At 70.0% G+C, this 13527-nt stretch carries 7 protein-coding genes; 2 read left to right on the top strand and 5 right to left on the bottom strand.

Annotated features, from left to right (window positions below; translation table 11 throughout):
• Nucleotides 1–764: 764 nt before the first annotated feature.
• Nucleotides 765–1940, top strand: coding sequence for an HNH endonuclease (locus ABZW30_RS44590; RefSeq protein WP_355677056.1), 1176 nt, complete (start codon nucleotides 765–767; stop codon nucleotides 1938–1940).
• Nucleotides 1941–2284: 344 nt separating this feature from the next.
• On the opposite strand, the gene ABZW30_RS44585 is transcribed toward ABZW30_RS44590, so the two are convergent.
• The 4 genes from ABZW30_RS44585 to ABZW30_RS44570 are packed head-to-tail and all read right to left on the bottom strand — an operon-like array spanning nucleotide 2285 to nucleotide 9771.
• Entirely contained in the window at nucleotides 2285–5578 is a 3294-nt protein-coding gene (locus ABZW30_RS44585; protein WP_355677058.1) for a Helicase associated domain protein, read from the bottom strand.
• Between the two features lie 52 nt (nucleotides 5579–5630).
• On the bottom strand, nucleotides 5631–6644 hold the full coding sequence (locus tag ABZW30_RS44580; protein ID WP_355677057.1) for an ATP-binding protein: 1014 nt from the start codon (nucleotides 6642–6644) through the stop codon (nucleotides 5631–5633).
• A complete protein-coding gene (locus ABZW30_RS44575; RefSeq protein WP_355677055.1) occupies nucleotides 6641–9001 on the bottom strand; it encodes a transposase in 2361 nt (786 codons plus the stop codon). Before ABZW30_RS44575 ends, ABZW30_RS44580 begins: the two co-directional genes overlap by 4 nt.
• Nucleotides 8998–9771: a TnsA-like heteromeric transposase endonuclease subunit gene (locus tag ABZW30_RS44570; RefSeq protein ID WP_355677054.1), complete on the bottom strand. Its 774-nt coding sequence runs from the start codon at nucleotides 9769–9771 to the stop codon at nucleotides 8998–9000. Before ABZW30_RS44570 ends, ABZW30_RS44575 begins: the two co-directional genes overlap by 4 nt.
• A 262-nt stretch (nucleotides 9772–10033) precedes the next feature.
• On the opposite strand from ABZW30_RS44570, the gene ABZW30_RS44565 reads away from it, so the two are divergent.
• Entirely contained in the window at nucleotides 10034–10180 is a 147-nt protein-coding gene (locus ABZW30_RS44565) for a hypothetical protein (RefSeq protein WP_355677053.1), read from the top strand.
• Between the two features lie 197 nt (nucleotides 10181–10377).
• On the opposite strand, the gene ABZW30_RS44560 is transcribed toward ABZW30_RS44565, so the two are convergent.
• Nucleotides 10378–12918 (bottom strand): Helicase associated domain protein, encoded by a 2541-nt coding sequence (locus tag ABZW30_RS44560; RefSeq protein WP_355677052.1) that lies wholly within the window; start codon nucleotides 12916–12918, stop codon nucleotides 10378–10380.
• Nucleotides 12919–13527: the final 609 nt, after the last annotated feature.

Below are 13527 nucleotides of genomic sequence, written 5' to 3'. Positions count from 1 at the left end.
GAATACGAGCAGGATTACTGGGCGCAACTGGAGCGAGCCCCGCAAGCCGCTTGATCACACGATCGCGGACTCCACCAAAGTCGGGGCAGCTCACTGTTCACCTCGATCGCGTCCCTAGGCAGGAGGCGTTTGTTGCCGAGTGTCTGTCATCGGACTCGGCGTCGTAGGAGGAGCTTGAGAGTCTTTTGGGCATCGCGGCGCCTGGCCGTGTCGGAGGACCAGATGGACGTCAGGACGACAGCGCCGAGGATAGTGCTCAGCACGACGACCAGGGAGATCAGGGTGGTGAGGACCGGGCCGCCATGCTGAGCCGCAGTGAACAGGAAACTCACGAAGATCTCCGCCAGGGTTGCTGTTCCCACACTGACGGGGCGGGCCTTCCGACGCAGGGTGCGACAAAGAAGACCCCCGTGAGGTCCTCACCGACATTAAGTAGGTCGGCACACTGCGTCGCACTCTGGGCGGTCGCGAACCACCGGCCGGGCTGACCCGGGCAGAGCAAATTCGGCACCAATCTACCAGCCGCAGACCGGAGTTGGCACGCAACCGGAATGGCCCCAGGCCGTGGGGACGGATACCCGGCAGGCGCGCCGGCGCCGTCGAAGGCGGTGCCGCCGTACCGTTTTCAGGACGGCACGGTGGGCAGATGTCCTACCGCATCGGGCGGCGGGAACTGGATACGACCGGCACTGTCATCGCGCCGGTAAGGCCGCCGGTGATGGAGATGGCCAGCTGTTGTCAGTGGGTGGCCGTAGCCTCCGGCCATGGGGAACAGGTCGCTGTCGGACGAGCAGGCCCGCTGGGCGTTAAGGCAGTACCAGTCCGGCAAGATGACGCAGACACAGATCGCGCAAGTGCTCGGCGCCACGTTGTCGCGGATCAACCAGTTGGTCAACGGCAAGACGTACAAGCACCTGCACGGCACCGCTGGGCAGCGGGTCACCGACGGCGGCGTGCTCTACGGCCTTGTCGAGACCCCCGAGCGGCGGCGCTACCGAGAGGCCCTCTTCTGGACTCAGATCGATCGAACCGCCGGACCGAACGCCTGCTGGTTGTGGACCGGAACCACCCGGCACGGCTACGGGAACATTCCCTCAGGCGCGAACATGGTCGGCACCATGTCAGCCCACGTGGTGGCATACACGCTTGCCTGGGGCCTTGCTGTAGCACCGGCGAATCTCCTTCTACGGCACCTGTGCGACAACCGCCCCTGCTGCAACCCCGCGCACCTACGGCCGGGCACCCAGGCCGAGAACAACCGTGATACCGCGCGAGCCCGCCGCGAAGGCCGCATGAAGGGGCCCACGCTGCCCCGCGTCGTGGACAACCCCGAAGTTCCCCGGGCCGGCGGCTGGCGTGTCCCCGGGGACATTGACCTGTCCGCGCTGGAGCGAGTGGCACGGATCTCGGAGTTCCACGCCCAAGTCGACAGCTCCGGCGGACCGGAGGCGTGCTGGCCGTGGATCGGCAAGCCGCGCAATCCGTTCGGCTACGGCTTCATGCGGTTCGACGGCCAGAACACGCCTCCGGCCCACCGGATTGCCTACGTGATAGCCCACAGCCTGACCCTTGGGGACATCAAAGGCCAGCACATCCTCCACAAGTGCCTGGAGGAAACCTTCCGCAACAACTGCAACAACCCGGCACACCTTTCCCTCGGCACCCCGGCCGAGAACGCCGCGGACAAGAAGCTTCACGGCACGATGCTCATGGGCGAGGACCACCACATGGGCCGGCGCTACCCGGACAAAATGATCGAAAACCTCCGATGGAGGTACTGGCGCCCGGCGGGCCCACAGCCCACAATCACTGAACTCGCGAACGAGGTAGGCGCCGCCATCGGCGTGGTGAGCCGCTGGTTGAAAGGCGGCACTCGCCTGGAAGCCGGTGGTCCGACCGGCCCCGCGTCCGGACGACCCGCACAGCAGCCGAAACCCTAGGGCGGCCTCCGGCACTCAAGAGCCCCGGACGCCAGCGCCAGCACTCTTCCAATCGCCGGCAGCTGGTTCCGCTGATCCGGCGCCAGCTCCGGCCAGGCGCTGGAGCTCCTGGCGGGTCAGATATGCATCCGGATCCACAGCGCGCTGTAGGTCAAGCACTCGGGGCGGCAGATCGTCTCCTGCCTCTTGCAGATCAGGGCCTTGCTGCCGGACCGCCTGGACGCTTCCAGTTCCTCCGGATCGGCCTGCGTCAGGACGTGTGGCGACGTGCAGCTCTCCCGGCCATGCTTCGCTGGCACCGCAATTGAGGGTTGGCTGCGCCTCCTGGTCGCCTATCTCCTCAATCACTTTGACCGTCCCGTTCGTTGAGGAGCTGCCGTGGAGCGCCGCGTGCTGGTGGTCGGCTCACCGTCTACGCCGTCTTCGGGAGCGATGCCGGTGCTGGTGAGGAGGTGTTGTTGTTGGGGGTGGAGGTGGTGCCAGTTCGCGATCTGTCGTGTCGCCCAGTGCTGGAGTTGATCGGGCCGGTCGGCGCGGGTCCCGGCGAGGCGGGTGTGGTGCCAGATGCGTTGCCAGCGGATGGGCCAGGGTGGACTCCACCAGGGGTCGATCGCGTCCAGGGTCTGCTGGGCTTGGGGTGAGAGGCGGCCTTGGCGGGCGTGGACGCGTTGTTGTCCGAGCCAGCGGCCGAGGGGGAAGCCGTCGTGTTCGGTGGTCTTGTCAGGGACGAGGTGGCCGTGGGTGGTGGCGTAGGCGCGGGCGTGTTCCAGGCCGGGGCTGAGTTTGATCGCCCGTACCGGCCGGGTGCCCGGGATAGCCAACGTGACGCCGATGGCGGCCAGGAGTTGTTGTTGCTGGGGGTGCAGGCCGGCCCAGGCGCGCTGCTGGTCCAGGGCCCAGGCCTCGACGAGCCGGGGGAGCGGCCGGCCCCGGGTGTGGGCGGTGCGGGCCTGCTGGTAGGTGCGCTGCCAACGGAACGGCCTGGGCGGGTTCCACCACCGGTCGAGGTCGGCGAGTTCCTGGTGGAGCTCGGTGATGTGGGTCCTGCGGCCGGCTCGGGCACGTTGGTCGTTGAGCCATGCGCCGAGCGGGAAGCCGTCGTGCTGCTCGTCGCTGTGGAGGGCGAGGTGGCCGTGGGCGGCGGCGTAGGCGCGGGCGTGGCTGAGCGCCGTGTCGGTCACAGGATGGTGCGGCCGGGTGGTGGGGGCCTTCGTCCGGGTGCGGGCCTGTTCTTCGGAGATCCCGATGTCCGCCAGCAGCCCGCGTTGTTCGGGCAGCAGGCTGTCGTAGTCGGCGCATTGCTGTTCCAGCCACGTCCGCAGCGGCTCGTTGATCTCGGTGAAGTCATCATCCGCGCGTAGCCGGCCGGCGGCGAGACGGATGCGGGCCTGCTGCCAGTGGTGTTGCCAGGTGATCGACCAGGGCGGGTTCCACCACGGGTCGAGCTCGGACAGCACCGCCGTGCTGCGCGCGGGGCGCCCGGTCAGCCGCATCTGGGCGGTCGCCGCGGCCCGGTGCTGGCTGAGCCATCGTCCGAGTGGGAACCCCTGATGGGTATGGCCGTACAGCAGCGCCAGATGCCCGTGCTCCGCGGCGTAGGAGCGGGCGTAGGGCAGGCCCGTGGGGAAGTCGGTCGCCGTCCCGTCGTAGCGCTGCTGCGCCGCGGCCGCGTCATCGGCGGTGATGCCGATAGCGGCGAGCAACTCGCGCTGCTGTGGGTGGAGTTCCCGGTACTCCGCGCACTGGGTGTACAGCCACATGGCGCTCTGGTCGGTGGTCCCGGGGAAGCCGGCACGGGCGTCCAGGACAAGGCCGGCCGCCGATGCCTGCGTGCGGACCTCGTGGTAGCGGCGTTGCCAGGGGATGCCCCACGGCGGGTTCCACCACGAGTCGATGGCGGAAAGGGCTTGTGCCTGAGGTGAGGGTTCGGTGGTGCGGCGGTCCCTCTGCCTGTGTCCTGTCAGCCAGACGCCCAGCGGGAAGTCGCCGTGCCGAGTGTTCTTGTGCACGAACAGGTGGCCGTGTTCGGCGGCGTAGGCGCGGGCGCGTTCCAGGCCGGTCTCGAAGTCGGCCTGGAGGTTGCGGCGGCGGGGTCTGGCCGCGCGAGCGCCGTCGAGGGTGAGGCCGATGTCGGCCAGCAGACGCTGCTGCTGCGGGTGGAGCCGGTCGAAATGCCGGCACTGGGCGTGCAGCCATTCCCCGAGGCTGATGGGGGTGTTCGGGAACCCGGCTTCGGGGCGTAGCCCTCGGCTTCGCGCGATGTCGCGGGCCCGGTAGTAGGTGCGTTGCCAGCTGACGGGCCACGGCGCGTTCCACCAGGGGTCGAGCGCTTCGAGCTGCTGGGCGTGTGCCAGCGGCAGGGTGGTGCGGTTGCGCTGGTTGCTCAGGAAAGTGCCCAGGGGGTAGCCGTCGGGGGTGCGGCCCGCCTTGGGTACGGCGAGGTGGCCATGCCGGGCCGCGTAGGAGCGGGCCTGTTCCATCCCTGCGGCGAAGGCACGGTCCGCCGGACCTTGTCCGGGTACGAGCCCGGACATTTCATGGGCATCCGGGCCCGTCGTAGCGTCCTGATAGGCCTTCAGCGCTTGCCCGAGTGACAGCGGCTGGTGGGCTGAATGGCTGTTCCACATCAGCTCGCTGCCGTCCGTGTCGCCCCGGCTCTTCACGCAGCCGCGCAGCCACGTGAACAGGGGCCCGGCGGCCTCGGAGGCGATCTCCTCGCCCAGCCACGGCCGCCCCAGGACCCGGGCCAGCTCCGCGACCAGATACGGGGCGTCCGCCAGGACATGCGGTAGGTGTCCTCCGACATCCTGCAGAGCCCGCCGTTGCACGTACGGGTCGGTGAGGACCGACGCCACCGCCACCGCTTCCGGGTAGGCGACAGCGTCACGGGTGGCGATGCGCCACCACCCCGGGACTGCCTCTGCCGGTGTGAGTGCCTCCCCGCGCCGCGGCCACGTCTTCTCGCGCGGCCAGTCCTGTGTCCACCACGACGTGACGGCGGCTCGTGCGATGACGAACGCCCGCTCGGCATGCGGGCGGTTGCGCAGGAGCCGCACATGCCGTCGCTGCGCCGCCGCGATCTCCCACGCCCCGGCAATGTCGATCTGCGTGAGGTCAAGCAGGTTCCCGCCGACCCGATGGCTCCCCACCAGCCACACCCGGTGGCGACGGCAGACACGACCGTGCTCCAGCAGGTACACCCGGGCGGGGGCCGCATGCCCAGTGCGTGCCGCCGTACACGACCGGCATGCCACCCCCGCAGCCCTGGCGACGGCCTTCCGCACACGGAACTGGCCTGCCGGTCCCCACAACGCTGTTCCCGGAGGCTCCTCCTGCTCCCACATGGGCAACGCGCGACGCAGATGCTCCTGCGGCACGCCGCAGAACGCGGCCACCCGTTCCCGCGCCGCCGCGTTCAGGTACACCTCGCCGTCGGCCTTGTAGTCCTTGAACATCCGCTGCACCCCGTCGTGGGTGACGAGAGCCGACACGAGGACCTTCACATCCAGGCGGCACCGGCCGGCCAGACGCTGCAAGAACGACAGCGTCGTCTCGCCAGGTAACGGAGCCACCCTCACCGGACCCGGCCGCCGACTCAGCGGGACGGGAGACAGCCGCTGTGTCGCCAGCGACTCCACCGTCCGGCCGACGTCGGCGCCGGATGAAGCCTGACAGGTACTCCCGTTCCGGTCAGACAAGCCCGCGCCTCCGCGGACGAGCCTGCTGCTCGGCAGCGGTATCGAGTTCGATCCCCGCCAGAAGCTTCTTCGTGATCCGCTCGCCGCCGTCGTAGAGCGCCGCGATCGCGGCCTCACGCACCAGGTGGGAAAGGCTGCCGATCCTGCCACCGGTCCGGGCATGGATATAGGCCGCATGCCGCGGCAGCGTGCCCGCCACATGCCGACGCAGCCGCAGCGCCCGGTCCATGTCATCCAGCAGGTCGTGCCACACGGCCTGCTCCTCAGCGGTCGCGTAGGCCAGCGGCGGGTTTCGAAGGATCTTGAACCGTCCGGCGAGCTGCGCCCCGCGAACCCCGGTCAGCAGGGGAGAGGTCTCGACATTGACGCCGGAGTAGACAAACGTCGCGGGAATCCGCTCGCCCAGGTACTTGAGCTGGTCGGACGTCTCCGCGCCGACCCGGCTGCGCGTTTCCATCAGGTGCACGTCGTCGACCAGCACCAGTTGGGTGCCCAGATCGCACAGCAACTCGCACACCGCGTTGGTGATCTGGACCTGGTTCATCCGCTCGGCCAGCGGGAGACCGAGAAACCGGGCGAACTCGCTGATCAGCATCTTCGGGGTGGAGGACGGCGGCACGGTGACGAACAGCACCGGCAGCCGATCCCGAACCCCCGGGTGCCGCAGCCGGTCCGCCATCTCCACCGTCCGCCCGAGCTGCTGCATCGCGGTGGTCTTCCCGGTCGTCGACGGCCCGGAGATGATCAGCCCGCGCCTGGCGCCGCCCTGCTGCCCCCGGTTGAGCGCCAGCAGCCGCCGCACCGACAGCGAGATCCTGTCCATCGCCGGGGTCCGCAGCACCACGAACCGCGAGTGGTACCGCTCCCGCTCCTCCAGACCCCACTCCTCGTCCAGGACATCGCCCGGCTGCGCATCAGGAGCGTCCACGAAGCGCTGCCACCCGTCCCAGGTGGTCAGCTCCTGCGACGCGAGCTCCCGCACCGCCGGGCCCCCAGCGGGGGTCATCGTGCCGTCCAACGCTGAGCCTCCTCATAGGCGTCGTACGTGCCGCCGCCGTGCCGTGTGCCCGGTCCGGGCGCACCTGGCCTCTGCCGATCCGACGCCCCCGCACAGGCCGGTGCCCGCGCCGGCCGCGGCGCGGCGCCCGACTGTGCCGACCCGCGCTCCGGGCTGGCCGCCGTGCCCTGCCCACAGACAGGCGTGCCCGCGCCCTCAGACCGTGTGTGCGGCGCATCACCGCCCGCATCGTCCTGACCGTCCTCACCCGGGTCGTCCGCCCACCACTCCTCGCCGCCGACAACCTCCTCGTCCACGCCGTCCGCGCCGTCCGCGTCATCCCCGTCGTGCCACCCCCGGCCACCGGGAACGCCCACGACATCCTGGTAGCCGAAGGCCGCCGCGAGCCCCGAAGCCCCACCGCCGGCCACCCGCCCCAGATCGGTGCCGGCAGCGAGGGCACCTGCGCGGGCCTTCGCCGCGACAGCGCGCTCGCGTTTGCTGCCCAGCCCCCTGTCGGCCCGGCGCAGCAGATCGTCCAGCACCCGCGCCAGCTGCGCCTCGTGCTCCGCCCGGCCCTCCCGGCGCTCAACCGTCCCCCGGACGTAGTCCCAGGTGTTGGCGGTAAACGGGAGCGTCACCAGCGTGCGGTGCACCCACGGCACCTCCAGCCAGCCCTGCGGCGTCCGCACCCACACCTGGCCCGGGTCGTGCGGATTGCAGCGGACCTCCCACCGGCCCTTCTTGTCCTGCCGGGCGGAGCGCCGTCCGCGGCAGTCGTTCAGCCACGGGTGGTCGAGGTCGTAGGTGCGGTAGTCGAAGCGGATCCCGTAGTCGTTGACGGCCAACCACTTCACCTCGAGCAGCTCGACGAAGTCGGTGCCCGACAGCGGCAGCGGGACATGCCCGCACAGCCCCACCAGCGCGGCCCACATCTCGTTCGGCGACACGCTGACCTTGGGCAACAGCGGGTGCCGCAGTGCCCCATGCCGGCGCTCCTGCCAGCCCGCCACGACCCATTCGTCCAGCAGGTCCCGCAGCTGCGCGATGTTCCAGACCGCCTCTTCCTCCACACCCTCGCCCCGCTGGGAGACATCGGACCCCGTGTGGCCGGCCACGTACTGGTTGAACCCGGTCCCGATCGACCGGAAGGTGCGCTCCACGTTCCCCTTCGCCGGGCCGTTGGCCGGCGGAACCGGCTGCACCGATACCCCCAGGCTCTCGCACGCCCCCACGAACGTCTGCGACACGAACACCGATTCCTGGTCCACCACGACCATCTCCGGCATGATCACCGGCCGCGCCGCAGCACCCGCAAGCCGCGCATCCAAAGCGACCAGCCGCTCGAAAGGCACCGCCGACCGGCGCATCGACAGCGCCTCGTCCCAGCCCACCCGCATGGCCATAGGCGTCACCATCTGGGCCAACAGCAAAGCGGCATCCACCGCCTTCGCCCCGGCCGGCCGCAGCACCACCGCGCAGATGCTCCGCGTCGCCACATCCAGCGCGATCACCAGATCCAGCCGGGCGACCACCCCGTCGTCCAGGACCGCCATCACATCCAGCGGTGTGCTGTCCAGCATCACCAACTCGCCCGGCCGCAGCGCCACCGTCGGCGTGAACGGGGGAGTGGGCCGCGACGAGCGCCGCCGACGTTGCACCGCCGACCCCAGCAGCCCCTGCCCATCGGCCAGAGCATGTACCAGCCGGTTGAACGTCGACGTCGGCGGAAGAACAACCGCCCCCTCCCCGAACTCCTCCTCCAACGCCCACCCAACCTGCCGACGCAGCCGCGACAACGTCCCCGACGACCGGCCACGCTGCTCCTTCAACACCCGCAGGATCACCGCAGCCACCCGCTCGTCCGCCCGCCCCAACCGCGAACCGCCCTTCACCACCCGCCCATCCACCAACCCCCACAGCCCCCGCACCCGGTACCGCGCCCGCATCCGCCGCACCGTCCCCACACCCGCCGCCCACCCCGCCGCCGACAGCTCCGCCGCCTTCGCCACCTCCCGCTGCGCCATGCTGTGCGCCGCAGGGTCGTACTCGGGCCGCGGCAGCCCGCTCCGGGCGCGGTCGGGGAAACCGGTCTCCACCTCCAGCACGTGCCGCTGCCAGTCCAAGGCACGCTCGCGGACCTCGGCAGGCAGCCCGTCCAGCAGGGTGAACGGCGGGATCCCGGGCACCGGGTCGCCGCCGATGACCTCAAACCCCTCAGCAGCAAGCAGGTAAGGCAACAGGACCGCAGCCGTCGTGCCACCATCGCCGACCAGGGTGACCCGGGCACCTTCCAGGACCGCCACGGTCCACTCACGCCCATCGAAGCGCACGCTCGCGCCCACAGCGACAACAGGATGCGTCATCCCACGCACCCCTCACCCAGCGACGCCGAGACGAGGACCCGCTCGTGCAACGGCACATCCAGCCGCGCCTGCAGCAGACCGTGCCATAGGGCGTGGAACAGCACCGGCCACACCGCGATCGGATCCCCGACAGACCGCACGCCCTCCACCGCAGACCGCGGCCGATCGAAGGCCCCCAAGACATCTGACAAACACCCACCAGCGCCATAGCGGGGATGCCGGTAGCCCGCCAGCCACCGCACATTGGCCACCACCACCGGGTCCGCAGGTCCGGCCAGCCGATAGCGCCACCCCACCGCCCTCACCGCCGCAGCCACCACGGCCGCCCGCGCGGCGAGCCTCGCGGAAGGCCCCTCACGGCCCACGCAGTCGACCAGCAGCCCGCTCCCGTCAGCCAGCCGAGTCATGACCTGCGGCGCATGCCCCACCACCGTGCCGCGCTCGCTCCAGACCAGCTCCACCGGCTGGCACGCCAACGCGACGACCCCCGGATCCCGGTCCATCAGCATGACCTGCGTACGCATCAGCCCCGAGCCGTAGGCCACCAACCGCCCACACGTCGCCGACCACCACCAGCCCGGTGCCACGCGCCTCCCCGGCCGCACCGGAAACGCCGCCAGAGGAGAACAGCCCTCCAGGACCACCTCCCGCGCCGCCTCACCCCACGGCAACTGCCGCACCCGCCCCACCGGGTCAAGGAACCGCGCATCCGTCGACTCCACCCCGTCCCAGCCGACCCCAGCCGACTGCGGTACCGCAAAATCCGCCATCGCACCCAGACGAGACCCGATGCCCACCCCGGACAGGACTCGCCACCCTCCCAGCCCCAGCCAAGCGCACTGCGAAATCCACAGAAGCCCAAGCCAGTCCGCTTCACTCCAACGAGTGCCAACAGCCCCTGCCGGATCGCACTCACCCACCGATACCGAGCACCCGGGATCGACACCAGCTATCTGTCGTCTTCACCGCCCACCCGCCGGAGGACCTCCACCACGCCACCGAGTAGGACACTCACGACCAGGCGCCCGTGGTGTGGCTGCCAGCGGCCGCACCAGGGCCGGTTTGTACCTCTACCCGGCCATCGGCACCGCCCTGGACCAAGCCGTCCTGGCCGACCCCGCGACCACCGATGAATCGCTACTGCTCCCGGCGAAGCCCAGCACCCCCCAACGGCGCTGAACCTCAACGCGGAGACAGACCAGTGGGGTACGGTGCCGGACACAGGCCGATCGCGGCCTTGCCGGGGGTGGCCGCCGGTCGCCCGGGAAGGCTGAACAGCGATCGGGAGGGGCAGGCCACTGGCCCGCCCCTCCCGCTGTTGCGCCCGCCGCCTACGGCTTCGCCCCCTCCGCATGCCGGGGCGTAGCAGCGCAGCCCTACCAAGCCACTCCCAGGGCTTCCAGCTGCCCGCGCTGCTCCTCGGTGAGCTTGTCCCGCCTGGCCTTGGTGTTGTTCCACCAGGTGCCCAGCGCCAGCCCTTCCGCAGACCGATAGGACCGCGGCACCCGGGCATGGCCCTCACGCTCGACGAAGGCCGCCAGCGCCGCCAGACCCTGCTGGAACCGGTCGGTGCGGGACACCTTCGGCTTCGCCTCGGCCACGGCCTTGGCGGCCACCAGCTCGGCGTCGGCCTCGATGCCGATCGCGGCGAGCAGGTCCTGCTGGTCCTCGGCCAGGTCCGGCCAGCCAGCCCGCTGCGCCCGCACCCAGCGGCCGAGCTGCTCGCCCTCGTACACCGTGTCCAGCGGCAGGGCGGTCCAGTCCACCAGGCCGTCGGACTCCAGCCACCACAGCCGGGCGGTGGCGTAGGCGCGCTGCCAGGTGATCGGCCAAGTGGGGCACCACCAGGGGTCGATCTCCTCCAGCGCCCGCCGCCGCTCGGGCGACAGCGCGCCCTGCTCCCCGGCCGGCACCTGGGCGGCGGCGCGCAGTTCGGAGAGCCAGGTGCCGATCGGGTAGGAACCGACCCACGCCCGGGCCGGCGCAGCCAGAGACGAACCGTGCTCCTTCGCCCAGACCCGCGCCCAGTCGAGACCGGCCTCGAACCTGGCGTCGCTGACGGACCAGATCATCCCGAGCGCGTCCAGCATCTCCACCCGGTATGACGCCAGTTCACCATTCGCATTCTCGCTGCGCCGGTCCGACAGCCACTTTCCGAGAGGATAATTCCCATTTTCTCCGACAAGCGCGGAATAAGGGACGTCGAGCCCGCCGGTTTCCTCGAACCAGCGCCGCGCATGCCCGATCCCCTCACGCCACAGCTGCGTCTCGCCGACCAGGACCCGGGACGCGATGAACAAGGCGAGCACGTTCTCGTCCACCGGCGTCTGGAACCGCACCGGCAGCGTGAACGCCCCCGACCCGCCCGCAACAACCATGCTCTCACCAGGGCCGGAAGCAGCCTCGGCGCTGCGCCCCTTGGTCCGCTTGCCGGACTTCTGCGGCACCGCGAGGGCCTCGACCACCTTGGCGTCGTGGCTGCGCAGCGCGGTAAGGATCTTGACCAGGGGACCGTAGGAATCGGACTCCAGAATGTCCCCGGGCTCCTCTCCCGGCTTGAGGAAAACCGGCACGATCAGGCTGGCAGTCTTTCCTTCCCCGGGCTGCATGCGCAGGGCCCGGCCGATGGCCTGGACGATATCCACCATGCTGCCCCGGCCCTGGAGAAGCACCGAATCTGAATTTGGCATATCGACACCCTCGCCCAGGACCTTGCAGTTGCTGAAGATCCGGTGCTTAAGTCCGTCGTCCTCCTCGCCACGCCCGAAGTCCTCGATGAGCTCCTTCCGGTAGTCGATCTCGTGCTCGCCGGAGAGCCACTGCGCCCAGAATTCCGGCGGGTATTTCTGCGGGTTTTCGAAGTGCAGCTTCTCGACGGTCTGGTTCAGCGTCTCGGAGAAATAGCGGGCCTCGATCGTGCGGTTGTGGAACGTGATGCACCGCTCCAGCCCTCGCTCGACCACGGTCTTGGCCAGCCCGGCCTGGATGGCCGCGATGCGCGCGGCCGGCACCTCGTCCTCGCTCCCGTCCTGGGCCTCGCCGACCCCCGGACCCCACGGCACGCCCTGCTGCTCGGCCGCGGCCCGGTCGCCGAGCGGGTCGCGCAGTTCCAGGACCACGATCTCGAATGGGGCGAGCAGCTTCCTGTCGATGGCCTCCGCCAGGCCCAGGGCGTAGACGTGCGGCCCGTAGATCCGCTGGTCGTCCATGGACACCGCCAGTTCCTCCGGCAGCGGCTGGTAGGCCCCCTCACGGCCCTTCACCGGGCGCTTGGGCGGCGCCCAGATCCTCGGAGTCGCCGTCATGTAGAGCCGGCGGTCCGCAGGGATGGCGGCCTGGTCGTGCACCACCGTCCAGGTCTTCTCCACGCTGCCGGAGGAGCGGTGCGCCTCGTCGCAGACCATCAGCCCGAGCGGGGGCAGCAGCTCGCCCTGGCGCTCCGCCCAATACTCGTAGGCGTCGGCGACCGCACCGACGGAGGTGTAGGTGGCGAAGAGGGTGGTCGGCCGGCGGTGCTTCGCGGCGTTGGACAGCCACATGCCGATCATCAGCGGGCTGGTGGTCGCCATCACGCCGAACGGCAGCTCCGAGTCGACCAGCGAGCAGATGGCGTGCATGTCCCCGGAGCGCCCGGCCGCCCGCCACGAGCCGATCATCTGCACCAGCAGGTCCAGAGTCGGCACGACGACCAGGACCACGCCGCGGGGCACCAGCTTCTGGCCGGCCGCCGCCCCGACGTAGCTCTTGCCGGAGCCGGTGGCCATCTGGACGGTCACCCGCAACCCGTTGGGGGCGGAGTGTCCCGGACGGGACGTCAGGCCCCGCACGATGGCCTCCAGGGCTTCCTCCTGGTGTCCGCGCAGCGAGATGCCGGCGGCTGCCTGAGCGGCCATCAGGCCGGGCTTCACGACGTTCACGAAGACGAGTCTCCCCTCACCCATTCCCGAGCCCGCACACGGGACCACACGGGAAATGCTGACAGTGCCCTACTGATACATCCAACGGACCGGCCAAGAAATCCATCCGACTGGAATACAAGCCTGACTGAAGCGGCTATCCGGCAGGATATCAGTCCACGGCCAAGGAATCCGGCGAATACCCGAAAAGCGTGGGCCCGAACCCTGCTTCCGGCGGGATCGCCTGACACTCCAAGACTGATACACCGGGGACCGTTGCTCACCCTGCCAGGGTAGCGCACCCCACCCCTTCATGGGGCCGAAACAGTGGTCTGGACCATGGACTAGACCAATCTGGCGGGAGTGAAGCCAGCTCGCATGCGCCCCCGACACGCCACCCTTTCCCCCAGTCAGCCTGTCTTGAGTTCAGCCAAAATTCCAGCTCAATGACTTGAATGGGCATCAGCCCACCGGCATCATGGAGCGAAGCGGAGTGGTGCCGGCCCGAGCGCGAAGCGCCGGGCCCACCCGGGCGAAGCCCGGGTGCGGACACGCGGAGCGGGTCCGACGCCTGACCGAAGGTCAGGCGCAAACGGAGGGCCGAAGGCCCGTAGGGACCCGCTCCGCGGG

It is taken from the genome of Kitasatospora sp. NPDC004669, from assembly GCF_040609455.1.
Classification (GTDB): Bacteria; Actinomycetota; Actinomycetes; order Streptomycetales; family Streptomycetaceae; genus Kitasatospora.
This window is presented reverse-complemented; position numbering and strand designations above follow the sequence as displayed.

What these genes read in the sequence shown, in the direction of transcription:
- ABZW30_RS44590 (WP_355677056.1), top strand. Translation starts at nt 765, where the DNA reads ATGGGGAACAGGTCGCTGTCGGACGAGCAGGCCCGCTGGGCGTTAAGG.
- ABZW30_RS44580 (WP_355677057.1), bottom strand. Translation starts at nt 6,644, where the DNA reads ATGACCCCCGCTGGGGGCCCGGCGGTGCGGGAGCTCGCGTCGCAGGAG.
- ABZW30_RS44575 (WP_355677055.1), bottom strand. Translation starts at nt 9,001, where the DNA reads ATGACGCATCCTGTTGTCGCTGTGGGCGCGAGCGTGCGCTTCGATGGG.
- ABZW30_RS44570 (WP_355677054.1), bottom strand. Translation starts at nt 9,771, where the DNA reads ATGGCGGATTTTGCGGTACCGCAGTCGGCTGGGGTCGGCTGGGACGGG.